The following is a 23,006-nucleotide window of genomic DNA, read 5'->3' on the forward strand; positions in this document are numbered from 1 at the left end:
CCGAAATCCTGACCGAGGCGCTGGCCGCCGACCGCGATCCGCGCAGCAAGGCGATGGCCGCGGGCCGGGCGTGGGGACGCAACGTGGAACTGGCCCCGGAGCCGTCGGCGCCGCCCACCAGCGCCGAGGACGCCATCGACCGCCTCGTCGGGGTGCTCGACGAGCTGGGATTCGCGCCGGAGCGCCGGACTTCGGACGGGCGGCAACTGGTCGGCCTGCGCCACTGCCCTTTTTTGGAACTGGCCGAAACCCGCGGCGGGGTCGTGTGCCCCATCCACCTCGGGCTGATGCAGGGTGCCCTGGAGACGATGGCGGCGCCGGTCACCGTCGACCGGCTCGACGCGTTCGTCGAACCGGACCTGTGCCTGGCACACCTCAAGCCGGTCGGGGCCGGCCGGTGAGCACCGGCCCGGCGATCGCCGTCGCCGTCACCTTCGTCTGGCTCGGCATGGTGCTGGCCATCTCGTTCCTGGAAGCGCCGCTGAAGTTTCGCGCGCCCAACGTGACGCTGCAGATCGGACTCGGCATCGGGCGCTTGGTCTTTCGCGCCCTCAACACCGTCGAGGTGGCCTTCGCCCTCGTCATCGTGGCGATCGTGGCCGCGGGCACTGCGGGCCCAATGCCCGCGCGCGTCGCCGTGGCGTTTGCCGTCGCCATCGCCGCGCTGGCCATCCAGTTGATCGCGGTGCGCCCGCGCCTGACCCGCCGCTCCGATCAAGTGCTCGCCGGGTCGGAGGGACCGCGGTCGCATGCCCACTATGTCTATGTCGGCTTGGAGGCGGTCAAGACCGTGGCCTTGCTCATGGCGGGGATACTGCTACTGACCGCCTGATTGCGGGCTTTCAAGACCGAAGGGGCCGACTATGGAATCCATCTCGTTGACCGCTCTCGCCTCCGAAAAACTGGCCGAGGCGGGGAAGTCACACAGCGGACGCGCCGCGCACACCATCCACGGCGGCCACACCCACGAGCTCCGGCAGACCGTGCTGGCCCTGCTCGCCGACCATGACCTCTCCGAGCACGACAGCCCCGGCGAGGCGACGCTGCAGGTGTTGCAGGGCCACGTGCGCCTGACGACCGCCGGCGACGCCTGGGAGGGCAAGGCCGGCGACTACGTCGCGATCCCGGCCGAACGGCACGCCCTGCACGCGGTCGAGGATTCCGTGGTGATGCTGACCGTGCTGAAGAGCCAGCCCGGGGCGGCCCACTAACTACGATGCTGTCCACCCCCTGGTCGGGGAGCTTCGGGCTGCGGGTGCCGATCCTCAACGCGCCGATGGGCGGGGTCGCCGGCGGCCGCCTGGCCGCGGCGGTCACCGCCGCGGGTGGGCTGGGCATGGTCGGGATGGGCAGCGACGGGAGTCGGGAGTTGCTGCGGGCCCAGCTGCGGCACGTGCGCGGCAAGTTCGGGATCGGCCTGGTGGACTGGGTGATGCGCACCGAGGAGGGCCTGCTCGAGGACGCGCTGGCCGCCGGGCCCGCCCTGCTGTCGGTCAGCTTCGGTGCCGACTGGTCGTGGGTCGCCAGGGCGCACGATGCCGGGATCCCCACCGTCACACAGGTTTACGACGGCCCGGGCGCCCGCCGGGCCGTCGACGCGGGCGTCGACGTCCTGGTTGCGCGGGGGGCCGAGGGCGGCGGGCACGGGGAGGTCAAACTCGGCACGCTGCCGTTGCTCGACACCGTGCTGGATGCCGTGTCGGCGCCGGTTCTCGCGGGCGGCGGCATCGCCTCGCCGCGCAGCCTGGCCGCCGTGCTGGCCGCCGGCGCGAGCGGGGCGTGGGTCGGCACGCGGCTGGCGGCGTGCCCGGAGGCCCTCACCGGCGACGGCAGCCGCCGGGCGCTGATCGCCGCCCGGGCCACCGACACGGCCGTCACCCGGGTCTTCGACGTCGCCAAGGGGCTGCCGTGGCCGGCGCGGTTCCCGTCGCGCGTGTTGGCCAACGACTTCGTCGCGCGCTGGACGGGTCACGAGGACGCGCTCGATGCGCCGGCGTGCGACGAACTTGCCGCGGCGATCGCCGCCGACGATCGCCGCGTCGCCCCGGTCGATGCCGGCGAGGGCGTCGGGATGGTCGGCGACGACGCGTCCGTCGGGGAGGTCATCGCGCAGATGTGCTCGGGCGCGGAGCAGCTGCTGGCCCGCTGGGGCTCGTAGCACCGTGCGCCACGCTGGCGCGACGCTCGGCCGTCGCGGTCACGCCGGCGTGACGCTCGGGGCCTCAGACCGCGCGCAGGTAGCGCCGGGCGATGACGCGCTGGGCCGCCTTCACCAGCGGCCCACCGGCCTTGCTCCACCAGGTCGCGGGCCGCGAGAACGCCGACACCTCCGCGTACACCGCGGAGGTGTTCGGGTCGCGGCGCACGACGAAGCGTTCCTCGCCGGACTCCGGATGCCCCGGCAGGGTGCCGTAGGCGAAGCCGCGCATGTCGGGTTCGTCGATGACGTACACCACGCGGCAGGGCGCGGGCAGAAACCCCATCCGCACCACCAATACCGCGTCGACGACGGCGACCTCGGAGCTGGCCTGCACGCGCAACCCGGATCCGCGCTGCATGCCCCAGTGCATGACCGCGTCCGCGGCTTGCTCGAAACGCTCTCGGCCGGTGCCGATTTGGCGCTCGACGTGTTGATGGTCGTAGCCGGCGGGCAGCTCGCCGTTCGCGGTCGCGCCCACCTCCCGGTAGGTCAGCGGAAGCTCCTCGAGCGCTGCTAGGTCCACCCGCCCAGCTTGCCACGCCGAGATGCGCGGTCACGTTCGGCGCGTACGGTCGTAGAAGTGACCGCGCAAAAAACTGTTGCAGGAGCATCCGGAACGTTCACCCTCGGCGGCGACCTGACCGTCAACCGACTCGGTTTCGGCGCCATGCGCATAACCGGCAAGGGCGTCTGGGGCCCGCCCGCCGACCGCGCCGAATGCGTGCGGGTCCTGCGCCGCGCCGTCGAACTCGGTGTCAACTTCATCGACACCGCGGACTCCTATGGCCCCTACGTCTCCGAGGAGATCATTCACGAGGCGCTGCACCCCTATGACGGCCTGGTGATCGCCACCAAGGCGGGGCTGCTGCGCACCGGCCCGGACGTCTGGATCCCGCTGGGCAATCCCAGTTACCTGCGCCAGGAATGCGAGATGAGCCTGCGCCGCCTCGGCGTCGACACGATCGACCTGTTCCAGCTGCACCGCGTCGACCGCAACTTCCCGCTGGCCGACCAGGTGGGCGAGCTGCTCACGCTGAAGAACGAGGGCAAGATCCGCCACATCGGCCTGTCCGAAATCGACGTCGACCAGCTCAAGGCGGCCCAGCAGATCACCGAGATCGTGTCGGTGCAGAACATGTACAACCTGGCGTCCCGGGGGGCCGAGCCGCTGCTGGACGCCGCGACGAGCCAGGGCATCGGCTTCATCCCGTGGTTCCCGCTGGCCGCCGGGCCGTTGGCAGCGCCGGACGGCCCGCTGCAGCGCATCGCCGGCGAACACGACGCGACGCCGTCGCAGCTGGCGCTGGCCTGGCTGCTGAAGCGTTCGCCGGTGATGCTGCCGATCCCCGGCACGTCCAGCGTGGCGCACCTGGAGGAGAACGTCGCCGCCGCCGAGATCACGCTCAGCGACGAGGAGTTCGAGACGCTGGCGGCCGCGGGAGCCCAGCGGACGGTCTGACCAAAAGGCTTTCTCGCCGCTCACGCGGTTGACTTCGGTCCCTATCTGTTGGCAAATGAGCTGCGGGACGACACGTTTCCAAAAGAACGGCAGAGCGACCAACCGCCAATACACTGAAAACCCTTGTTTTCAGACTTGGAATCTGCGGGAGGTCACTGATGTCGTTTGTTGTTGCGGTGCCCGAGTTTTTGACTGCGGCGGCGGGGGACTTACAAAGCCTTGGCTCCGCGCTGAGCGACGCCAATGCGGCGGCGGCCCGCCCGACGACGAGTTTGCTGGCGGCGGGGGCGGATGACGTCTCGGCGGCCGTTGCAGCGCTCTTTGGCGGGCACGCCCGGGCCTATCAGGCGGTCAGCGCACAGGCGGCGGCGTTTCATGCGAAGTTCGTGCAGGCCTTGACCGCCGGTGCGGGGTCGTATGCCAGCACGGAGGCGGCCAGCGCCTCGCCGCTACAGGCTCTGGAGAACGACGTTTTAGGCGTGATCAATGCGCCGACCCAGGCGGTGTTGGGCCGCCCGCTGATCGGCGACGGCGCCGCCGGGGGGCCGGGGCAGAAGGGCGGGGCCGGTGGGTTGTTGTACGGCAATGGCGGCAAGGGTGGGGACGGGTTGCCCGGCCAGGTCGGCGGGAACGGCGGAAACGCGGGGCTGATCGGCACGGGCGGGACGGGCGGAATGGGTGGCGCCGGCGCCGCGGGCGGCACCGGCGGCAACGGCGGACGGCTGTACGGCAACGGCGGGGGCGGAGGGCAGGGTGGCGCCGCGCTGGCCGGCATCAACGGTGGCCTCCCCGGGCACGGCGGCACCGGCGGCAACGCCTTCCTGTTCGGCAACGGCGGCCCCGGCGGGCAAGGGGGCACCGGGGTCATGGGGACCAAGGGGGTCAACCCCACCATCAGCGGCACAGCGGCCGCCGGGATTAACGGCGACCCCGCCTCCACGAATAATGCCAATGCTTCGGGAACCAACGCCGGCGACGGCGGTGCCGGTGGACTTACCGGCACTGGCGGGACCGGCGGGCTCGGCGGCGGCGGGTTTGTCGACACCGGTAGCGGGACCGCCGTTGGCGGCAATGGCGGAAACGGCGGTGCTGGCGGCAACGGCGGCGCCGGCGGTCCCGGCGGGGACGCCATCACCAACGCGGGTGAGGCGGTGTCGGGTGCAGGTGGCAATGGGACTATTGGCGCTGCGCTCGGCGGTGCGGGAGGCGCCGGCGGCGCCGGCGGTTTTGCGAAGTCGGTCAACGGTAGTGCCTTCGGCACCTCCGGGAGTCTCGGCGGCGGAGGTGTCGGCGGCGACGGCGGCACCGGGGCGTCTGGCGCCAACGGCGGCGCCGGAGGGGCCGGCGGCAACGGGGGTCATGGCGGGTTCCTGGTCGGCAACGGTGGTGCCGGCGGCGCAGGCGGCGTGGGCGGTGCGGGCGGCGCCGGAGCCATCGGCGGCACCGGTGGCGTGGGCGGCGGCGGCGGGGCCGCCGTAAGCAGTGCCGGTGGCACCGCCACAGGCGGCGCCGGCGGCAACGCCGGTTTCGGAGGCCTCGGCGGGACCGGCGGCACGGGCGGGGTCGGCGGTCAGGGTGGTGACGGCGGTGCCGCGGGGTTGTTCGGTAATGGCGGTAGCGGGGGGAACGCGGGCATCGGCGGGGCAGGCGGCGTCGGCGGAACGGGCGGGACGGGCGGCAACGGCGGCGGCGGCGGCAACGCCACTGCCAGCGGCAGCTTTGTCGCGGCCGGGGGTGATGGCGGCGTGGGGGGGAATGGCGGCACCGGCGGGACGGGTGGCGACGGTGGCGGCAGCGGGATCGGCGGCCTCGGCGGGGCGGGCGGGCGGCTGAGCGGCCAGCAGGGCGCGAATGGCACCGCCAGTCAGGGCGGGGCCGGCGGCGCGGGAGGCGTAGGCGGCGAATTCGGCACCGGAGCCGCCGGCGGCATCGCATTATCCGGCGGCGCGGGATCGCACAACGGCGCTGCGAGCGTGGGCGGCACCCATGGCGGCACCGGCACAGCCGGTCAGCACGGTTAGCCGGACAGCACTGCGCCGATACCCGCCCGCCCCGGAGCCAATACGGTGTCTTGGTGGCAAGCGACCGGACACAACACCCGGGCGGTGGATTCAATCCGCCCGAACCGACGACCAAGGGCGGCCCCGACTACGGCAGGTTCATCGACGCCGTGCGCAGGCTGCAGGACCACGCCCGCGCCGTCGACGCGCCCGACGAGGTGATCACCGAGGCCGCGGATCAGTTGGAGAAGCTCTCGGCGTTACTGAGCCCCTACGACGCCGACGAGTGGGAGTCGCCGTCGGGGCGCCGGATGGACCTGCCCATGCGCGGCAACATCCTGACCATCCCGATGTCGGCCCGCAAGGGTGACGACGGCCGCGTCCACGGCTGGGCGCGCTTCGCCCGGTTCCACCTGGGCCGCAACGGCGCGGTGCACGGCGGGGCGCTCGGGATGCTGTTCGACACGGTGCTCGGGTTGACGTCCTCGGTGCTCACCGGCGGCCCGTACCAGCGCACCGCCTACCTCAAGATCGATTACCGCCACATCGTGCCGGTCGGGAAGGAATTGCAATTCGAAGCCGGCGTCGACCGGGTCGACGGGCGCAAGATCTTCGTGTCGGGGCGGCTGACCGACGGCGAAACCCTGCTGACCGAGGCCGACGCGCTGTTTGTGCGGCTCAAGCCTGGCCAGCCCTGAGGGCACCCGGCCCCGATAGCATTGCAACGATTAATCACGACCGATCGCCCCAACCCAACCTTTGGAGACCATCCCGATGAGCGCCGCCGCCCAGCCCAGCCCAGGATGCCCGATCCGGGTGCCGGCCGGGACCACCGCGGCCGCCGCGGTCGGTGAGGCCGGGCTGCCGCGGCGGGGCGCGCCGGACGCGATCGTGGTGGTGCGCGACGCCGAGGGCAAGCTGCGCGACCTGAGTTGGGTCCCCGACGCCGACGCCGAGGTCGTCCCGGTGGCGGCCAACACCGACGAGGGCCGCAGCGTCATCCGGCACTCGACCGCGCACGTGCTGGCCCAGGCCGTCCAAGACCTGTTCCCGCAAGCCAAATTGGGCATCGGGCCGCCCATCACCGACGGCTTCTACTACGACTTCGACGTGGCGGAGCCGTTCACACCCGAGGACCTGGCGGCGCTGGAGAAGCGGATGCGCCAGATCGTCAAGGACGGTCAGCTGTTCGACCGGCGCGTCTACGAGTCCAAGGACGCCGCGCGCGCCGAGCTGGCCAACGAGCCCTACAAGCTCGAACTCGTCGACGACAAGTCGGGGGACCCCGACGTCATGGAGGTCGGCGGCGACGAGCTCACGGCCTACGACAATCTGAATCCGCGCACGCGGCAACGGGTTTGGGGAGACCTGTGCCGGGGGCCGCACATCCCGACCACCAGGCACATCCCGGCGTTCAAGCTGACCAGGAGCTCCGCCGCGTACTGGCGGGGCGACCAGAACAACGCCAGCCTGCAGCGCATCTACGGCACCGCGTGGGAGTCGCAGGAGGCCCTCGACCGCCACCTCGAGCTGATCGAGGAGGCCCAGCGCCGCGACCACCGCAAGCTGGGCGCCGAACTTGACCTGTTCAGCTTCCCCGACGAAATCGGTTCGGGCCTGGCGGTTTTCCACCCCAGGGGTGGCACCGTGCGCAGGGAGCTGGAGGAGTACTCGCGCCGCAAGCACATCGAGGCAGGGTACGAATTCGTCAACACCCCGCACATCACCAAGGCGCAGCTGTTCCACACCTCGGGACACCTGGACTGGTACGCCGACGGCATGTTTCCGCCGATGCACCTCGACGCCGAGTACAACGACGACGGAACCGTGCGCAAGCCGGGCCAGGACTACTACCTAAAGCCGATGAACTGCCCGATGCACACCCTGATCTTCGCCTCGCGCGGGCGTTCGTATCGTGAGCTTCCGTTGCGGCTCTTCGAGTTTGGCACCGTGTACCGCTACGAGAAGTCCGGCGTGGTGCACGGGCTGACCCGCGCCCGCGGGTTCACCATGGACGACTCGCACATCTTCTGCACCCGCGAACAGCTCCACGACGAACTCGCGTCGCTGCTGCGGTTCGTGCTTGAGTTGCTCAGCGATTACGGGCTGGAGGACTTCCACCTGGAGCTGTCCACCAAGGACCCCGAGAAGTTCGTCGGCTCCGACCAGATGTGGGAGCAGGCCACCAACTCGCTGGCCGAGGTGGCGGCGGAGTCCGGCCTGGAGCTGGTTCCCGATCCCGGCGGGGCGGCGTTCTACGGCCCCAAGATCTCGGTGCAGGCCCGCGACGCGCTGGGCCGCAGCTGGCAGATGTCGACGATCCAGGTGGACTTCAACTTCCCGGAGCGCTTCGAGCTGGAGTACACCGCGCCCGACGGGAGCCGCCAGCGGCCGGTGATGATCCACCGCGCGCTGTTCGGGTCGATCGAGCGGTTCTTCGGCATCCTCACCGAGCACTACGCGGGGGCGTTCCCGGCGTGGCTGGCGCCGGTTCAGGTGGTCGGCATCCCGGTCGCCGACGAGCACGTGGCCTACCTGGAAGGCGTTGCGGCGCAGCTGAAGTCGCACGGTGTGCGGGTCGAGGTGGACGCCAGCGACGACCGGATGGCCAAGAAGATCGTCCACCACACCGGCCAGCGGGTGCCGTTCATGTTGCTGGCAGGTGACCGCGACGTGGCCGCCCAAGCGGTGAGCTTCCGCTTCGGTGATCGCACGCAGATCAACGGCGTCGCCCGGGACAGCGCGGTCGACGCCATCGTCAAGTGGATCGCCGACCGCGAAAACACCGCCCCGACAGCCGAATCGCTGAAAGTGGTCGGCGGTGACTGAGCGTGGGTGACGAGCAGCGCGACGACACGATCCTCGACCGGGGCGTCGGCGACCCGGACCACCTGCAGCGGTTGTGGACGCCCTACCGGATGAACTACCTGGCCGAGGCGCCGCTCAAGCGCGACGCCAACTCCTCAGGCAAATCCGACGAGCCGTTCACCGACATTCCGCAGCTGACCGACGAAGATGGCCTGGTGGTTGCTCGCGGCGAACTCGTCTACGCCGTGCTCAACCTCTACCCCTACAACCCCGGGCACCTGATGGTGGTGCCCTATCGGCGGGTGTCGGAGCTGGAGGACCTGACCGAGGCGGAAAGTGTGGAGCTGATGGCCTTCATGCAGAAGGCGATTCGCGTCATCAAGAACGTGTCGCGGCCGCACGGGTTCAACGTCGGCCTCAACCTGGGCACCTCGGCGGGGGGTTCGCTGGCCGAGCATCTGCACGTGCACGTCGTGCCGCGCTGGGGCGGCGACGCCAACTTCATCACCATCGTCGGCGGGTCGAAAGTGATCCCGCAGTTGCTGCGTGAGACCCGCCAGCTGCTGGCCACGGAGTGGGCAAGACAGCCATGAGTCGCGCCGGCGACGATGCAGCGCGGAGCGATGCGGTGGGGGCACCTCCCGCTTGCGGGGGAGAGCGGCGCGCATGAGTAAGGTGCCGTTCCTGTCGCGGGCGGCGTTCGCCCGGCTCACCACTCCGACGGCCCGGGCATGCCTGCGGGTGGGGTTGACGCCGGACGCCGTCACCATCTTGGGCACCGTCGTGGCGGTGGCCGGGGCGCTGACGCTCTTCCCGACGGGCAAGCTGTTCGCCGGGACGCTGGTGGTCTGGTTCTTCGTGCTCTTCGACATGCTCGACGGGGCGATGGCCCGGGAGCGGGGCGGCGGCACCCGCTTCGGCGCGGTGCTGGACGCCACGTGCGACCGCATCAGCGACGGCGCGGTGTTCTGCGGCCTGCTGTGGTGGGCCGCGTTCGGCCTGCACGACAAACCGCTGGTGGTGGCGACGCTGATCTGCCTGGTCACCTCGCAGGTGATCTCCTACATCAAGGCCCGGGCCGAGGCCAGCGGGCTGCGCGGTGACGGCGGCATCATCGAGCGGCCGGAACGGCTGATCATCGTGCTGGTCGGAGCCGGCGTGTCCGACTTTCCGGTCGTCCCATGGCCCCCCGCGCTGCCGGTGGCGATGTGGCTGCTGGCGGTGGCCAGCGTGGTCACCTGCGTGCAGCGGCTGCACAGGGTGCGGACGTCACCGGGCGCGACGGAGCCCATGCCGTGATCCTGAACCCGGGCCGCCTCGTGACCCACACTGCGACCGACTGGGCGTACGCGGCCGGCTGGATGGCCGTGCGGGCCATGCCGGAATCCGCCGCGCGAAAGGCATTCGACACCGGGGCGCGCTACGCGGCCCGCCACGGCGGGCCCGAGCAGCTGCGCAAGAACCTGGCCCGCGTCATCGGTGCGCCGCCGGCCGACGTGCCCGACGCGCTGATGCGCGCCTCGCTGGCCTCCTACGGGCGCTACTGGCGGGAGGCGTTCCGCCTGCCGACGATGGACCACCGCGAGCTGGCCCGCCGGATCGACCACTCGGTCTTCGGGCAAGGCAATCTGGACGCGGCGCTCGCCGCGGGCCGCGGCGCTGTAATGGCATTGCCGCACAGCGGCAACTGGGATGTGAACGGGGTGTGGCTGGCGCAGTCCCACGGCACCTTCACCACCGTCGCGGAGCGGCTCAAACCCGAGTCGCTGTACCGGCGATTCATTGCCTACCGCGAACGCCTCGGCTTCGAGGTGCTGCCGCACTCCGGCGGCGAACGACCGCCCTTCGAGGTGATGTGCGACCGGCTGCGGGACAACGGGCTGGTCTGTCTGATGGCCGAGCGCGACCTGACCCGCTCCGGCGTCCAGGTCGACTTCTTTGGCGAACCCACCCGGATGCCGGCCGGTCCGGCGAGGCTCGCGATCGCGACCGGGGCCGCCCTGCTGCCATCGCACTGCTGGTTCGAGGGCGACGGGTGGGGCTGCAACCTGCAACCGCCGCTGGACTGCAGCAGCGGCGACGTCACCGCCATCACCCAGGCGCTGGCCGACGAGTTCGCCACCAACATCGCCGCCCGTCCCGAGGATTGGCACATGCTGCAGCCGCAGTGGCTGGCCGACCTGTCCGACACCAGGCGGGCGAGGCTGAGGGAAGCCTGATGCGGATCGGGATGGTCTGTCCCTACTCGTTCGACGTGCCGGGCGGGGTGCAGTCCCACGTCCTGCAACTGGCCGAGGTGATGCGCGCCCGCGGGAACCAGGTGAGCGTGCTCGCGCCGGTCTCGCCACAGACCTCGCTGCCCGACTACGTCGTCTCCGCGGGCAAGGCCGTCCCGATCCCCTACAACGGGTCGGTGGCCCGGCTGCGGTTCGGCCCGGCCACCCATCGCAAGGTCAAAAAGTGGCTTGCGGAAGGCGATTTCGACGTCCTGCACCTGCACGAGCCCAACGCGCCGAGCCTGTCCATGCTGGCCCTGAACATCGCCGAGGGACCGATCGTGGCGACGTTTCACACCTCGACCACCAAATCGCTGACCCTGACGGTCTTCCAGGGCATCCTGCGGCCGATGCACGAGAAGATCGTCGGCCGCATCGCGGTGTCCGACCTGGCGCGGCGCTGGCAGATGGAGGCGCTGGGAACCGACGCGGTCGAGATCCCCAACGGGGTCGACGTCAGGTCCTTCGCCGAGGCGCCGCGGCTGGACGGATATCCGCGTTCGGGCAAGACGGTGCTATTCCTGGGGCGCTACGGCGAGCCCCGCAAGGGCATGGCGGTGCTGCTCGGCGCGCTGCCACGCGTGGTCGAGCGCTACCCCGATGCGCAGCTGCTGATCGTCGGTCGCGGCGACGAGGACGAATTACGCGCTCAGGCAGGCGAATTGGTGGACCACATCCGCTTTCTCGGCCAGGTCGACGACGCCGGGAAGGCGTCGGCGATGCGCAGCGCCGACGCCTACTGCGCGCCCAATACCGGAGGGGAGAGTTTCGGCATCGTCCTGGTCGAGGCGATGGCCGCGGGCACCCCGGTGGTGGCCAGCGACCTGGACGCCTTCCGGCGCGTGCTGTGCGACGGCGAATGCGGGCGGCTGGTGCCGGTTGACGACAGCGCCGCGCTGGCCGGCGCGCTGATCGAGGTGCTCGACGACGACGCGCTGCGCGAGCGCTATGTGGCGGCCGCCTCGGCGGTGGTGCGCCGCTACGACTGGTCGGTGGTGGCCAGCCAGATCATGCGGGTGTACGAGACGGTCGCCGGCTCGGGCGCGAAGGTGCAGGTGGCCAGCTGATGACGTGGCTGATCATCGCCGTGTCGGTGGTGGTGGCACTGGTCATTTCGGCAAGCGCCTGGGCGTACCAAACGGCCAACCGGCTCGACCGGTTGCACGTCCGCTACGACCTGTCGTGGCAGGCGCTCGACGGTGCGCTGGCGCGGCGCGCGGTGGTGGCGCGCGCCGTCGCGATCGATGCGTACGGGAGTTCGTCCGCGGGCGGCCGGCTCGCGGCGCTGGCCGACGCCGCGGAACGCGCGCCCCGGCCCGCGCGCGAGAACGCGGAGAACGAGCTCTCGGCCGCGCTGGCGATGGTGGATCCGGCGTCGGTGCCGGCGGGCTTGATCGCCGAGTTGGCCGACGCCGAGGCCCGCGTGGTGCTGGCCCGCCGCTTTCACAACGACGCCGTGCGGGACACCCTCGCACTGCGTGAGCGATTCCTGGTGCGAACCCTCCGGCTCGGCGGAACCGCGGCGCTGCCAAGCTATTTCGAGATCGTCGAGCGCCCGCAAGCGCTGGCGCACGGCGGCTCGGGCACCCCGGACTACCGCACCTCGGCGCGGGTGGTGCTGCTCGACGAGACCGGCGCGGTGCTGTTGCTGTGCGGGTCCGACCCGGCGAACCCGGCCTTTCACGACGGGGCCGCGCCACGGTGGTGGTTCACCGTGGGCGGCGAGGTGGGCAAGGGCGAGCGGCTGGCCGAGGCCGCCGCGCGGGAACTGGCCGAAGAGACCGGCCTGCGCGTCTCGCCGGCCGACATGATCGGGCCGATCTGGCGGCGCGACGAGGTCTTCGAGTTCAACGGCGCGCTGATCGACAGCGAGGAGTTCTACCTGGTCCACCGCACCAGCCGGTTCGAGCCGTCCCTGGCCGGGCGGACCGAACTGGAACGCAGCTACATCCACGGGGCCCGCTGGTGTGACGCGAATGACATCGCCGTCCTGACCGCTGCGGGCGAGCAGGTATACCCGGTGCAACTCGGCGAGCTGTTGCCGGCGGCCAACCGGCTGGCCGACGGCGCCAGCAACCCGGGGCTGCTCGAGTCGATCCGCTGATCACCGGAAAGCGCGTTCGTCGCCGACCATTAGAGTGGAGGCGCAATGGTCGAGGAAGAGAAGAAGCCAGTGGAGCCGGGCCGGGGCAACCAAACGGGAACGGCGCGGGTCAAGCGCGGCATGGCCGAGATGCTCAAGGGCGGCGTGATCATGGACGTCGTCACCCCCGAGCAGGCCCGGATCGCCGAGGGGGCCGGCGCCGTCGCGGTGATGGCGCTGGAACGGGTGCCGGCCGACATCCGCGCGCAGGGCGGGGTGTCGCGGATGAGCGACCCCGACATGATCGAGGGCATCATCGCCGCGGTGACCATCCCCGTGATGGCCAAGGCGCGCATCGGGCATTTCGTCGAGGCGCAGATCCTGCAGAGCCTCGGCGTGGACTACGTCGACGAGTCGGAGGTGCTGACCCCCGCCGACTACACCCACCACATCGACAAGTGGAAGTTCACCGTGCCGTTCGTGTGCGGCGCGACGAACCTCGGCGAGGCGCTGCGGCGCATCAGCGAGGGCGCGGCCATGATCCGCTCCAAGGGCGAGGCCGGCACCGGCGACGTCTCCAACGCCACCACCCACATGCGCGCCATCAGCGGCGAGATCCGCCGGCTGACTTCGCTGTCCGAGGACGAATTGTACGTCGCGGCAAAGGAATTGCAGGCCCCCTACGAACTGGTCGTCGAGGTGGCCCGGGCGGGCAAGCTGCCGGTCACGCTGTTCACCGCCGGCGGCATCGCGACGCCGGCCGACGCCGCGATGATGATGCAGCTCGGCGCCGAGGGCGTGTTCGTCGGCTCGGGCATCTTCAAGTCCGGCGCGCCCGAGCACCGCGCCGCCGCGATCGTCAAGGCCACCACCTTCTACGACGACCCCGACGTGCTGGCCAAGGTGTCGCGCGGGCTGGGCGAGGCGATGGTGGGCATCAACGTCGAGCAGCTCGCGCAGCCGCATCGCCTGGCCGAACGCGGCTGGTAAGCCGAAGGCTATTGGTGGCCATCGAAGAGATCCTTGATCTCGAGCAACTCGAGGTCAACATCTACCGCGGTCGGGTGTTCAGCCCGGAGTCGGGATACTTCCAGCGCACGTTCGGCGGCCACGTGGCGGGGCAGTCGCTCGTGTCGGCGGTGCGCACCGTCGACCCGCACTACCAGGTGCACTCGCTGCACGGTTACTTCCTGCGGCCCGGGGACGCCACCGAGCCCACGGTCTTCATCGTCGAACGCATCCGCGACGGCGGCTCGTTTGCCACGCGGCGCGTCAACGCCATCCAGCACGGCGAGACCATCTTCAGCATGGCGGCGTCGTTCCAGACCGACCAGGAAGGCATCCACCACCAGGACCCCATGCCGGCCGCTCCGCCCCCCGACGGCCTGCCGGGGCTGAACTCCATCAAGGCGTTCGACGAGGCCGGGTTCCGTCAGTTCGAGGAGTGGGACGTGCGGGTCGTGCCGCGCGAACTCCTGGAGCCCACGCCCGGCAAGGCCTCCCAGCAGCAGGTGTGGTTTCGCCACCGCGACCCGTTGCCGGACGACACGGTGCTGCACATCTGCGCGCTGGCCTACATGAGCGACCTCACGCTGCTGGGATCGGCGCAGGTCAACCACCTCGACGTGCGCGAGCACCTGCAGGTGGCGTCGCTGGACCACGCGATGTGGTTCATGCGGGCGTTCCGCGCCGACGAGTGGCTGCTCTACGACCAGTCGTCGCCGTCGGCCAGCGGCGGTCGCTCGCTGTGCCAGGGCAAGATCTTCACCCAGACCGGGGAGATGGTCGCGGCGGTCATGCAGGAGGGGCTGACCCGCTACAAGCGCGGGTACCGGCCGTGAGCGCCCCCCGAATCGGGGTGCTGGCGCTGCAGGGCGACACCCGCGAGCACCTGGCGGCGCTGCGCGAGGCCGGGGCCGAGGCGATGCCGGTTCGCCGCCGCGCCGAGCTGGACGCGGTGGACGGGCTGGTCATCCCCGGCGGCGAATCCACCACCATGAGCCACCTCTTGCTCGACCTGGACCTGCTCGAGCCGCTGCGCCGGCGGCTGGCCGGGGGGCTGCCGGCCTACGGCGCGTGCGCCGGCATGATCCTGCTGGCCAGCGAGATCCTCGACGCCGGAGCCAGGGGGCGGCAGGCGCTGCCGCTGCGCGCGATCGATATGACGGTGCGGCGCAATGCTTTTGGGCGACAGGTCGACTCCTTCGAGGGCGACATCGGATTCGCGGGCCTCGACGAGCCGGTGCGCGCGGTGTTCATCCGCGCGCCCTGGGTGGAGCGCACCGGTGACGGCGTGCAGGTGCTGGCCACCGCGGCGGGCCACGTCGTCGCGGTGCGGCAGGGCCCGATGCTGGCGACGGCGTTTCACCCCGAGATGACCGGCGACCGTCGCATCCACCACATGTTCGTCGACATCGTCAACGGCGAGGCGTAACGGGCGACCGCCACGCTGGCGTAACGCTGGGCAGCGGCTGCCACGCCGGCGTGACGCTCGGCGATGTCGGACGCCCACGTAGACTCGTTTGGCGAGTTAGTCAGGCAACAGAAGAGGTAAGAACACCGATGAGCGGCCATTCCAAGTGGGCCACCACCAAGCACCAGAAGGCCGTCAAAGACGCGCGCCGTGGCAAGGAGTTCGCCCGGCTGATCAAGAACATCGAGGTCGCGGCCCGTACCGGCGGCGGTGACCCGGCCGGCAACCCGACGCTCTACGACGCGATCCAGAAGGCGAAGAAGACCTCGGTGCCCAATGACAACATCGAGCGCGCCCGCAAGCGGGGGGCGGGCGAGGAGGCCGGCGGCGCGGACTGGCAAACCATCACCTACGAGGGCTACGCGCCCAACGGTGTGGCGGTGCTGATCGAGTGCCTGACCGACAACCGCAACCGCGCCGCCAGCGAGGTCCGGGTCGCGATGACGCGCAACGGCGGCACTATGGCCGACCCCGGTTCGGTGGCCTACCTGTTCTCCCGCAAGGGCGTGGTCACCCTGGAGAAAAACGGCCTGACGGAGGACGACGTGCTGACCGCGGTGCTCGAGGCCGGCGCCGAAGACGTCAACGACCTGGGCGACAGCTTCGAGATCATCTCCGAGCCGACCGATCTGGTCGCGGTGCGCACCGCGCTGCAGGACGCCGGCATCGACTACGAGTCGGCCGAGGCCAGTTTTCAGCCGTCGGTGAGCGTTCCCGTCGACGTCGACGGCGCCCGCAAGGTGTTCAAGCTCGTCGACGCGCTGGAGGACAGCGACGACGTGCAGAACGTCTACACCAACGTCGACCTTTCGGACGAGGTGTTGGCCGCCCTCGACGAGGAGTGAGCGGTCGGTGTCGATCGCAAGCGCGGCGCTACCCCCGGGCGCGGGGGGTCGACACCATCGGGGTCAGTAGTACCCGCGCCGCATGTCGTCGACGACGCGCGGGTTGTCCAGCGTCGACGGCTCGAGGGCGCGCGGCCCGATGTCACCGGAGAACACGGTGGCCGCCGTCAGCACCTGCTGGTTGAGGAAGCGCAGCGGGGGCGCGCCGGCCGGCATCGCCGGCACGGGCGCGGCGGCAGCGGAAGCGGCGCCCTGCGCCGCCAAGACGAAGCCCCAGTCGCCGAACGTCGGCACGTGCACGTGATACGGCGTGACCGCATAGCCCGCGGCCCGGACCGTCGAGACCGTGCGCCAGAACGCCATCGGCGTGGAGAACGGGCTGCCCGCCTGCACGACCATCAGCCCGCCGGGGGCCAGCGCGCGGGCGGCGAGCGCGTAGAACTCGGCCGAGTACAGCCGGCCCAGCGTGGGCGTGTCGGGGTCGGGCAGGTCGACGATGACCGCGTCGAACCGGTCCGGGCCGCGCCGCAGCCACGTCATCGCGTCGCCGATCACGATCTTGACGCGCGGGTTGTCCAGCGCTCCGCCGTTGGCGTCGCGCATGGTGGTGCGCGCCAGTTCGATCACCGCGGGGTCGAGCTCGACCTGGACGATCTTGCCGACGCCGGGCTGGCGCAGCAGCTCGCGGGCCGCCAGGCCGTCACCGCCGCCGAGCACCAGCACCGAGCGCGCGCCGTTACCCAGCGCCGGATAGACCAGGCTCTCGGTGTAGCGATACTCGTCGCGGGTGGAGAACTGCAGGCCCCCGTCCAGGTACAGGCGCATGTCGTTGCCGCGGCGGGTCACCACGATCTCCTGATAGGGCGTGTGCCGGTAGGCGACGATCGGATCGGCGTAAAGCCTTTGCCTGCTTGTGGTTTCGATGTCGGCCGAGCGCGCCAGCAGCGTGGCGAGCAGGCCGAGCGCGGCGGCGAGAGCGCACAGCGCCGTCACCAGTTGCCGCGGCGAAACGACGCGCCGCAGCAAGAAGACGGACACCACGGCCGCCGCCGCCAGGTTGACGATGCCCGTGGCCGCCGCGCCGCGGATCATGCCCAGCTGCGGCAGCAGTAGGAACGGCCAGACCAGGCCGCCGAGCAGCGCGCCCAGGTAATCGGCGGCGTTGAGGTTGGCCAGCGCGCGGCCGGAATCGGAAGCACCCACCGTCCGTCCGCGCTGCAGCAGCGTCATGAGGAGCGGCACCTCGGCGCCGACCAGGCCGCCGATCAGCGCCGTGCCCACCGCCAGCACCCACGTCGAGCCGACCGAGCCGTCCAGGAACGCGAACACCACGTACAGCGCGGCCGCCGACAGGCCGCCGATGATGCCCAGCAGCGCCTCCACGGCGATGAAGGCGATCGCCGCGTGCGCCAGCAGCGGCTTGACCAGCAGGGCGCCGGCGCCCAGGGCGGCGATGTAGCCCGCGACGATCAGCGACGTGGCGACGATGCCCCCGCCGTTGAGGCTGGCCGACAGTGTCAGCAGGGCGAGCTCGTAGATGATGCCGCAGGCCGCGCACGCCGCCACGGCGGCCAGCAGCACGGCGCGCCAGCGCCGAGACGCCCCGTGGGGCCCGGCGGCCCGGTTTTCCCGCGGGGTAACCGGGAGATCGACCGACGTCATGACACCGCCGCGGCGGTTACCCCGCCCACGGCGAGCAGTATCAGCGCCACCGCGAACGATCCCGGATGCAGCTCCGGCTCGTCGACGTGCTCGTGGAAACTGCCCGGTATCAGCAGGTGCATCGCCAGCATCGCGATGCCCAGCAGGATCACGCCCATCAACCCGTACACCGCCACGCCGAGGAGTCCCTGACCCAGCTGGCTGTAGCTGTTGGTGATGGCGCTGATGATGACGGTGGTGAGCGAGATGTACATGGCGCCCGCGACGACGACGGCGTTGGGGCGGCGATCGATGAAAACCAACTGGCGCAGCTTCCCCGGGGTCAGCCAGTCGACCATGTAGAAGCCGATGAGCAGCACGGCCATGCCGACCGCGAAGTACAGGATCGTCGCGACCGCGCCCTTCAGCACGGGATTGACGTCGACGGTTCCGATCTCGACGGCGAGGTACATGGTTGTCTCCTTTGCTCGAATCGCTAAGCCATCACTTGTCCCCGCCGGGGCCGCCGGGGGTGCCGCCGGCGCCGCCCGACGGGGATCCGGGGGAGAAGCCGGGGCCGAGGAAGAGGTACGAGCCGTGGCTGTATCCGGCGCTCAGGGGTTCGACGCGGATGCTGCACGGGTGGTTGCCGTCGGGGCCGACGATCACGATGTTGTTGCTGTAGCGCAGGTATTGGCTGCCGCCGTTGGCGGCGCGCGCCTCGGGTTCCTGGTAGTCGGCGAGCGCGTCGGCCACCTGCTCCGGCGATCCGGTGCAGACGTAGCGCGTTCCGTTCGCATCGCGCGAGTACTCGTGATAATGGCCCGCGATGTAGGACGCAATGTTCTTCTGCTGCAACATGATTCCGAAAACCAGGGAAACGACGGCGGCGACGGCCAGCGCACCGGAGATCAGGAACAGGCGCTTGCGGCTCACGGGTGCCACCGGCTCGCCGTGTGAACCACCACGCCGCCGGAGCCCGACGGTCGCCGCGGGTACAGGTGCCAGGTCTGCCACCGCCAGCCGGCCCCGTCGGGTTCGGCGGCCAGGGCGGTCAGGGCCGCGTCGTCGCCGGGAAAGGTGCCCCCGAGCCAGCCCGGTCGCCGCGCGCAGTGTTCGCGCAGTTCGCGCGCGAGACGGCGGAAGCTCGCCTCGTCGTGCGTTTCGGTGCGGGATTGCAGGCGGTAGCCGGGGGCCTCGGACCGCTGCGGCAGGTCGCCCCCGACGCTGCGCGCGGTGCACGAAACCTGCTCGGAGAAGCGGCCTTTCGCGTGCTCGATCGCGACGACGTGCGATGCGCCGAGGACGCCGAGCTGCAGCGCGCCCCCGCCGGGGTGCCGCAACGAGCAGGTGGCCAACGGCGCCGGCGCCGGCGCGTTGAGCGCGAGTCCCAGCCGCTCGCCGGATACGTCCGCCGGGGTCACGGCGAGCTGATGAAGCGGCACCGGCGCGGTCCTAGCCGGCGGGGGGCGACGGTGCGGGATAGACGGTGAGCTCGCCGGTCAGCACCGGCTTGCCCGTCGAGATCTCCCAGGGCATGTCCGGGGCCCAGCGCTCGAAGGACAGCAGGGCGGTCTCGTCGGTGTTGGTGCAGTCGAGGAATTCCATCTCGCCGCCGGCCGGCAGGCCGGTGGCGCCTTCGGTGGTGTAGGAGGCGCGGCCGCGCTCCGACTCGTGAAACGTCACGCCGTCGACGACGTAGGAGCCGCCGGGCTGCAACGTGACGTCCTTGCGGGTGACCCACATGGCCAGCTTCAGGCGCCCGTCGTCCTCTTCGACGCTGAACCAGAGCGGCTGGTCGCCGCCTTCGAGCAGATGCTCCCACCACACGAACGGGCCCTCGCGAAACGTCACCGACCCGCGGACCACGTAGTCGACGCCGCCGTAGCTGACGATGGCGCCGGGCCCGAGTTGGCGGGGCCCGAACTGCGGCATCGCGTCGAAGGCGAGGGGATCCTGGCGCCCGCCGGGCCGGGCCGGCTGCTTCGGGCGCCGCAACGCGATGACCAGCACCACGATGGACGCAATGAACAGCACCGCCGCGAGGACGAGCAGGAGTGTTCCCACACCAAGCCTTCCGTTGCCACAATGGCCGAGCGAACGTGGGCTATAAGTTAACAGCTTTTGCCAGGAGCGGGGCCGCGTGTCCTGCCGGCCGGTGTCGGTCCCACCGGCTAGGCTCTCGAACAGCTGTTCGTACGAAGGAGCGGGCAATGCGCGTGATGGGCGTCGATCCCGGACTGACCCGATGCGGCCTGTCGGTCGTCGAGAGCGGGCGCGGGCGCAATGTCGTCGCGCTCGACGTCGACGTGGTGCGCACCCCGTCGCACGCGCCGCTGGCCAAGCGGTTGCTGGCGATCAGCGAGGCCGTCGAGCACTGGCTGGCCACCCATCAACCGGACGTCGTGGCCATCGAGCGGGTGTTCTCCCAGGTGAATGTGACGACGGTGATGGGCACCGCGCAGGCCGGCGGCGTGGTCGCGCTGGCGGCGGCCAGGCGCGGCACCGACGTGCACTTCCATACCCCCACCGAGGTCAAGGCCGCGGTCACCGGCAACGGATCCGCCGACAAGGCGCAGGTCACCGCCATGGTCACCAGAATCCTTGCGCTGCAAGCCAAACCGACGCCGGCCGACGCCGCCGACGCGCTGGCTTTGGCGATCTGCCACTGCTGGCGGGCGCCGATGATCGCCCGGATGGCGGCCGCCGAAGCCCTGGCCGCGCAGCAACGGCACGCCTATCGGGCCAAGTTGCAGGCCAAGCTGAAGGCCGCCCGATGATCGCCTCGGTGCGCGGGGAGGTGCTCGAGGTGGCACTCGACCACGTGGTGATCGAGGCCGCCGGCGTCGGCTACCGGGTCAACGCGACGCCGTCGACGCTGGCGACGCTGCGGCGGGGGAGCCAGGCCCGGCTGATCACCGCGATGGTCGTCCGCGAGGACTCGATGACGCTGTACGGGTTCGCCGACTCCGACACCCGCGACCTGTTTTTGACGCTGCTGTCGGTGTCGGGGGTCGGGCCCCGGCTGGCGATGGCGACGTTGGCGGTGCACGACGCCGCGGCGCTGCGGCAGGCGCTGCACGACGGCGACGTCGCCGCGCTGACCCGGGTGCCCGGAATCGGCAAACGCGGCGCCGAGCGGATGGTGCTGGAGTTGCGCGACAAAGTGGTGCCGGCCGGCGGTTCCGCCCCCGGCGCCGCGGTCCTCAACGGCAACGGGGTCCGCGGCCCCGTGGTGGAGGCTTTGATCGGTCTCGGTTTCGCCGCCAAGCAGGCCGAGGAGGCGACCGACAAGGTGCTGGCCGCCGAGCGCCACAATGGCGAAGCCACGACGTCCGGTGCGCTGCGGGCCGCCCTGTCGCTGCTGGGTAAGTCCCGATGAACCCTGATGGTGCGGACGACTATCCCGACCGCGATGTCTCCCCGGCCCTGACCGTGGGCGAGGGCGACATCGACGTCAGCCTGCGGCCGCGCTCGTTGGGGGAGTTCATCGGTCAGCCGCGGGTGCGCGAACAGCTGCAGCTGGTCATCGAGGGGGCCAAAAACCGCGGCGGCACGCCGGATCACATCCTGTTGTCCGGGCCGCCGGGGCTGGGCAAGACCTCGCTGGCGATGATCATCGCGGCCGAGCTCGGCTCGTCGTTGCGGGTGACGTCGGGTCCGGCGCTGGAGCGCGCGGGCGACCTGGCCGCGATGCTGTCCAACCTGGTCGAGCACGACGTGCTGTTCATCGACGAGATCCACCGCATCGCGCGGCCCGCCGAGGAGATGCTCTACCTGGCGATGGAGGACTTCCGGGTCGACGTGGTGGTCGGCAAGGGGCCGGGGGCCACGTCGATTCCGTTGGAGGTGGCGCCCTTCACCCTGGTCGGCGCCACCACCCGGTCCGGCGCGCTGACCGGCCCGCTGCGCGACCGGTTCGGCTTCACCGCGCACATGGATTTCTACGAGCCCGCCGAGCTGGAGCGGGTGCTGGCGCGTTCGGCGGGGATTCTCGGCATCGAGCTGGGCGCCGAGGCCGGCGCCGAGATCGCGCGACGCTCGCGGGGGACCCCGCGGATCGCCAACCGGCTGCTGCGCCGGGTCCGGGACTTCGCCGAGGTGCGCGCCGACGGCGTGATCACCCGCGACGTCGCCAAGTCCGCGCTGGCGGTCTACGACGTCGACGAGCTGGGCCTGGACCGGCTGGACCGGGCGGTGCTGTCGGCGCTGACCCGCGGCTTCGGCGGCGGCCCGGTCGGGGTCTCGACGCTGGCGGTGGCGGTGGGCGAGGAGGCCGCCACGGTCGAGGAGGTCTGTGAGCCGTTCCTGGTGCGGGCCGGCATGGTCGCCCGCACCCCGCGCGGCCGGGTGGCCACCGCGCAGGCCTGGACGCACCTGGGCATGAGTCCGCCGGCCGGGGCCGCCGGGCTGGGCCAACCGGGCCTGTTCGACTAGCGCCAGGTCAGGCGCGCCTGGCGGTTACGTCACCTCGGACGGGGGTACCCAGGCCAGCAACAATAATTAGCTGTCCGAGGAGATTGAAGATGAGGCACACAACCCCCGACTATGAACGCCCCCGCGCGCCGTACATGCCACGCACCCGCGGCGCGGTGATCGGGCTGCTCCTGATCCTTCTGGGTGTTTGGGGTGCACTGATCCCATTCATCGGGCCCAACATCCACTGGGCGTACACGACCGACCCGGCGTGGACGTGGACCGCGGCGAAGGGCTGGCTGGAGGTGTTCCCCGGCGTCGTCGCCGCGCTGGGCGGCCTGGTGCTGCTCGTCTCCGGAAACCGCGCCAGCGCCATGCTCGGCGGCTGGCTGGCGGTCTTGGCCGGCGCCTGGTTCGTGGTCGGCCGGGCCTTCGCGTCGAGCCTGCAAATCGGCGACGTCGGTCAACCGGCGTCGTCGACTGACCTGAAACGCGCCCTGCTCGAGGTCACGTACTTCACCGGTCTGGGCGCGCTCATCGTCTTCCTGGGCGGGGCCGCCGTGGCGCGCGTGGCGGTTCGGCACGCGCGCGACGTCGTGGCGACCGAGCCGGCGCCCTTGGCGCCCACGCCGGCACCGGGACCGGCCATGTACGACGAGTCGCCCCGCGACGCGCGCGCCGACGTGCGTCCCCGGGGGGGCCTGTTCCACCGGCGGACCGGGGGCGGCCTCTTCGGCCGACGCCACCACGCCGGCGTCTGACGCCACCCGACTGACGACGCGCGGAGGCGCCGGTAGCTCAGCTG

At 71.1% G+C, this 23,006-nt stretch carries 27 protein-coding genes; 21 read left to right on the forward strand and 6 right to left on the reverse strand.

Going from position 1 to position 23,006, the window contains the following annotated elements; translation table 11 throughout:
* The 4 genes from VMD50_RS25030 to VMD50_RS25045 all read left to right on the forward strand — a co-directional run.
* Nucleotides 1-401: helix-turn-helix domain-containing protein (locus tag VMD50_RS25030; protein WP_475448337.1), on the forward strand; the 401-nt coding region annotated here is incomplete at its 5' end.
* Nucleotides 398-832, forward strand: coding sequence for a hypothetical protein (locus VMD50_RS25035; protein ID WP_325431815.1), 435 nt, complete (start codon nucleotides 398-400; stop codon nucleotides 830-832). The genes VMD50_RS25030 and VMD50_RS25035, both read left to right, overlap by 4 nt.
* 31 nt (nucleotides 833-863) lie before the next feature.
* Nucleotides 864-1,211 (forward strand): cupin domain-containing protein, encoded by a 348-nt coding sequence (locus VMD50_RS25040; protein WP_325431817.1) that lies wholly within the window; start codon nucleotides 864-866, stop codon nucleotides 1,209-1,211.
* Nucleotides 1,212-1,216: 5 nt separating this feature from the next.
* Nucleotides 1,217-2,158 (forward strand): NAD(P)H-dependent flavin oxidoreductase, encoded by a 942-nt coding sequence (locus VMD50_RS25045; protein WP_325431819.1) that lies wholly within the window; start codon nucleotides 1,217-1,219, stop codon nucleotides 2,156-2,158.
* A 64-nt stretch (nucleotides 2,159-2,222) separates the two neighbouring features.
* Here VMD50_RS25045 and VMD50_RS25050 read toward each other — a convergent pair whose 3' ends face one another.
* Entirely contained in the window at nucleotides 2,223-2,723 is a 501-nt protein-coding gene (locus VMD50_RS25050; RefSeq protein ID WP_325431821.1) for a DUF1990 family protein, read from the reverse strand.
* Nucleotides 2,724-2,780: 57 nt separating this feature from the next.
* Here VMD50_RS25050 and VMD50_RS25055 point away from each other — a divergent pair, with 57 nt between their 5' ends.
* The 13 genes from VMD50_RS25055 to VMD50_RS25115 all read left to right on the forward strand — a co-directional run bounded on the left by VMD50_RS25055 (nucleotide 2,781) and on the right by VMD50_RS25115 (nucleotide 16,144).
* Complete coding sequence (locus VMD50_RS25055) at nucleotides 2,781-3,659, forward strand: aldo/keto reductase (RefSeq protein ID WP_325431823.1); 879 nt, start codon at nucleotides 2,781-2,783, stop codon at nucleotides 3,657-3,659.
* A 158-nt stretch (nucleotides 3,660-3,817) separates the two neighbouring features.
* Nucleotides 3,818-5,680, forward strand: coding sequence for a PE family protein (locus VMD50_RS25060; RefSeq protein ID WP_325431825.1), 1,863 nt, complete (start codon nucleotides 3,818-3,820; stop codon nucleotides 5,678-5,680).
* A 53-nt stretch (nucleotides 5,681-5,733) separates the two neighbouring features.
* On the forward strand, nucleotides 5,734-6,357 hold the full coding sequence (locus VMD50_RS25065; protein ID WP_414686165.1) for a PaaI family thioesterase: 624 nt from the start codon (nucleotides 5,734-5,736) through the stop codon (nucleotides 6,355-6,357).
* A 76-nt stretch (nucleotides 6,358-6,433) separates the two neighbouring features.
* Nucleotides 6,434-8,488: a threonine--tRNA ligase gene (gene thrS, locus VMD50_RS25070; RefSeq protein WP_325431829.1), complete on the forward strand. Its 2,055-nt coding sequence runs from the start codon at nucleotides 6,434-6,436 to the stop codon at nucleotides 8,486-8,488.
* 2 nt (nucleotides 8,489-8,490) lie between these two features.
* The gene (locus VMD50_RS25075) at nucleotides 8,491-9,060 is read left to right on the forward strand and encodes an ATP adenylyltransferase (protein ID WP_414686167.1); all 570 of its coding nucleotides are present in this window, start codon (nucleotides 8,491-8,493) and stop codon (nucleotides 9,058-9,060) included.
* 73 nt (nucleotides 9,061-9,133) lie between these two features.
* Nucleotides 9,134-9,766, forward strand: a complete 633-nt coding sequence (pgsA, locus tag VMD50_RS25080) for a phosphatidylinositol phosphate synthase (RefSeq protein ID WP_325431831.1) — start codon at nucleotides 9,134-9,136, stop codon at nucleotides 9,764-9,766.
* Complete coding sequence (locus VMD50_RS25085; RefSeq protein WP_325431833.1) at nucleotides 9,763-10,686, forward strand: phosphatidylinositol mannoside acyltransferase; 924 nt, start codon at nucleotides 9,763-9,765, stop codon at nucleotides 10,684-10,686. The genes pgsA and VMD50_RS25085 overlap by 4 nt, the downstream gene beginning before the upstream one ends.
* Nucleotides 10,686-11,810, forward strand: coding sequence for a glycosyltransferase family 4 protein (locus VMD50_RS25090; protein ID WP_325431835.1), 1,125 nt, complete (start codon nucleotides 10,686-10,688; stop codon nucleotides 11,808-11,810). The genes VMD50_RS25085 and VMD50_RS25090 overlap by 1 nt, the downstream gene beginning before the upstream one ends.
* On the forward strand, nucleotides 11,810-12,847 hold the full coding sequence (locus VMD50_RS25095) for an NUDIX hydrolase (RefSeq protein ID WP_325431837.1): 1,038 nt from the start codon (nucleotides 11,810-11,812) through the stop codon (nucleotides 12,845-12,847). Before VMD50_RS25090 ends, VMD50_RS25095 begins: the two co-directional genes overlap by 1 nt.
* A 45-nt stretch (nucleotides 12,848-12,892) precedes the next feature.
* Complete coding sequence (gene pdxS, locus VMD50_RS25100) at nucleotides 12,893-13,816, forward strand: pyridoxal 5'-phosphate synthase lyase subunit PdxS (protein ID WP_325431839.1); 924 nt, start codon at nucleotides 12,893-12,895, stop codon at nucleotides 13,814-13,816.
* A gap of 14 nt (nucleotides 13,817-13,830) precedes the next feature.
* Complete coding sequence (gene tesB, locus VMD50_RS25105; protein WP_325431841.1) at nucleotides 13,831-14,667, forward strand: acyl-CoA thioesterase II; 837 nt, start codon at nucleotides 13,831-13,833, stop codon at nucleotides 14,665-14,667.
* A complete protein-coding gene (gene pdxT / locus VMD50_RS25110; protein WP_325431843.1) occupies nucleotides 14,664-15,260 on the forward strand; it encodes a pyridoxal 5'-phosphate synthase glutaminase subunit PdxT in 597 nt (198 codons plus the stop codon). The genes tesB and pdxT overlap by 4 nt, the downstream gene beginning before the upstream one ends.
* 128 nt (nucleotides 15,261-15,388) lie before the next feature.
* The gene (locus tag VMD50_RS25115; protein ID WP_325431845.1) at nucleotides 15,389-16,144 is read left to right on the forward strand and encodes a YebC/PmpR family DNA-binding transcriptional regulator; all 756 of its coding nucleotides are present in this window, start codon (nucleotides 15,389-15,391) and stop codon (nucleotides 16,142-16,144) included.
* A gap of 63 nt (nucleotides 16,145-16,207) precedes the next feature.
* On the opposite strand, the gene VMD50_RS25120 is transcribed toward VMD50_RS25115, so the two are convergent.
* From VMD50_RS25120 to VMD50_RS25140, 5 genes are read right to left on the reverse strand one after another with little or no spacing between them, the layout of a single operon-like run.
* Nucleotides 16,208-17,806, reverse strand: a complete 1,599-nt coding sequence (locus VMD50_RS25120; protein ID WP_325431847.1) for a polyamine aminopropyltransferase — start codon at nucleotides 17,804-17,806, stop codon at nucleotides 16,208-16,210.
* Nucleotides 17,803-18,258 carry a DUF350 domain-containing protein gene (locus VMD50_RS25125; protein WP_325431849.1) on the reverse strand — a complete coding sequence of 152 codons (456 nt, stop codon included), beginning with the start codon at nucleotides 18,256-18,258 and terminating at the stop codon, nucleotides 17,803-17,805. The genes VMD50_RS25120 and VMD50_RS25125 overlap by 4 nt, the downstream gene beginning before the upstream one ends.
* A gap of 31 nt (nucleotides 18,259-18,289) precedes the next feature.
* Nucleotides 18,290-18,721, reverse strand: coding sequence for a DUF4247 domain-containing protein (locus tag VMD50_RS25130; protein ID WP_325431851.1), 432 nt, complete (start codon nucleotides 18,719-18,721; stop codon nucleotides 18,290-18,292).
* Nucleotides 18,718-19,230 (reverse strand): DUF2617 family protein, encoded by a 513-nt coding sequence (locus tag VMD50_RS25135; RefSeq protein ID WP_325431852.1) that lies wholly within the window; start codon nucleotides 19,228-19,230, stop codon nucleotides 18,718-18,720. The genes VMD50_RS25130 and VMD50_RS25135 overlap by 4 nt, the downstream gene beginning before the upstream one ends.
* A gap of 10 nt (nucleotides 19,231-19,240) precedes the next feature.
* Nucleotides 19,241-19,852, reverse strand: a complete 612-nt coding sequence (locus VMD50_RS25140) for a DUF4178 domain-containing protein (protein WP_325431854.1) — start codon at nucleotides 19,850-19,852, stop codon at nucleotides 19,241-19,243.
* 146 nt (nucleotides 19,853-19,998) lie between these two features.
* Between VMD50_RS25140 and ruvC the strand changes: the two genes are divergently transcribed.
* The 4 genes from ruvC to VMD50_RS25160 all read left to right on the forward strand — a co-directional run bounded on the left by ruvC (nucleotide 19,999) and on the right by VMD50_RS25160 (nucleotide 22,962).
* Nucleotides 19,999-20,565 (forward strand): crossover junction endodeoxyribonuclease RuvC, encoded by a 567-nt coding sequence (gene ruvC, locus VMD50_RS25145; RefSeq protein WP_325431856.1) that lies wholly within the window; start codon nucleotides 19,999-20,001, stop codon nucleotides 20,563-20,565.
* Complete coding sequence (gene ruvA / locus VMD50_RS25150) at nucleotides 20,562-21,167, forward strand: Holliday junction branch migration protein RuvA (protein ID WP_325431858.1); 606 nt, start codon at nucleotides 20,562-20,564, stop codon at nucleotides 21,165-21,167. Before ruvC ends, ruvA begins: the two co-directional genes overlap by 4 nt.
* Complete coding sequence (gene ruvB, locus VMD50_RS25155) at nucleotides 21,164-22,222, forward strand: Holliday junction branch migration DNA helicase RuvB (protein ID WP_325431860.1); 1,059 nt, start codon at nucleotides 21,164-21,166, stop codon at nucleotides 22,220-22,222. The genes ruvA and ruvB overlap by 4 nt, the downstream gene beginning before the upstream one ends.
* An 89-nt stretch (nucleotides 22,223-22,311) precedes the next feature.
* Nucleotides 22,312-22,962 carry a hypothetical protein gene (locus VMD50_RS25160; protein WP_325431862.1) on the forward strand — a complete coding sequence of 217 codons (651 nt, stop codon included), beginning with the start codon at nucleotides 22,312-22,314 and terminating at the stop codon, nucleotides 22,960-22,962.
* The last annotated feature ends 44 nt before the right edge of the window (nucleotides 22,963-23,006 follow it).

Origin of the sequence: Mycobacterium sp. (genome assembly GCF_035506235.1) — a bacterium.
Taxonomy (GTDB): domain Bacteria; phylum Actinomycetota; class Actinomycetes; order Mycobacteriales; family Mycobacteriaceae; genus Mycobacterium.

Bases quoted from the DNA above. Each gene is read 5' to 3' on its own strand.
- VMD50_RS25040 (WP_325431817.1), top strand. From the start codon at position 864: ATGGAATCCATCTCGTTGACCGCTCTCGCCTCCGAAAAACTGGCCGAG.
- VMD50_RS25045 (WP_325431819.1), top strand. From the start codon at position 1,217: ATGCTGTCCACCCCCTGGTCGGGGAGCTTCGGGCTGCGGGTGCCGATC.
- VMD50_RS25060 (WP_325431825.1), top strand. From the start codon at position 3,818: ATGTCGTTTGTTGTTGCGGTGCCCGAGTTTTTGACTGCGGCGGCGGGG.
- thrS (WP_325431829.1), top strand. From the start codon at position 6,434: ATGAGCGCCGCCGCCCAGCCCAGCCCAGGATGCCCGATCCGGGTGCCG.
- pgsA (WP_325431831.1), top strand. From the start codon at position 9,134: ATGAGTAAGGTGCCGTTCCTGTCGCGGGCGGCGTTCGCCCGGCTCACC.
- VMD50_RS25090 (WP_325431835.1), top strand. From the start codon at position 10,686: ATGCGGATCGGGATGGTCTGTCCCTACTCGTTCGACGTGCCGGGCGGG.
- VMD50_RS25095 (WP_325431837.1), top strand. From the start codon at position 11,810: ATGACGTGGCTGATCATCGCCGTGTCGGTGGTGGTGGCACTGGTCATT.
- pdxS (WP_325431839.1), top strand. From the start codon at position 12,893: ATGGTCGAGGAAGAGAAGAAGCCAGTGGAGCCGGGCCGGGGCAACCAA.
- VMD50_RS25115 (WP_325431845.1), top strand. From the start codon at position 15,389: ATGAGCGGCCATTCCAAGTGGGCCACCACCAAGCACCAGAAGGCCGTC.
- VMD50_RS25120 (WP_325431847.1), bottom strand. From the start codon at position 17,806: ATGACGTCGGTCGATCTCCCGGTTACCCCGCGGGAAAACCGGGCCGCC.
- VMD50_RS25125 (WP_325431849.1), bottom strand. From the start codon at position 18,258: ATGTACCTCGCCGTCGAGATCGGAACCGTCGACGTCAATCCCGTGCTG.
- ruvC (WP_325431856.1), top strand. From the start codon at position 19,999: ATGCGCGTGATGGGCGTCGATCCCGGACTGACCCGATGCGGCCTGTCG.
- ruvA (WP_325431858.1), top strand. From the start codon at position 20,562: ATGATCGCCTCGGTGCGCGGGGAGGTGCTCGAGGTGGCACTCGACCAC.
- ruvB (WP_325431860.1), top strand. From the start codon at position 21,164: ATGAACCCTGATGGTGCGGACGACTATCCCGACCGCGATGTCTCCCCG.
- VMD50_RS25160 (WP_325431862.1), top strand. From the start codon at position 22,312: ATGAGGCACACAACCCCCGACTATGAACGCCCCCGCGCGCCGTACATG.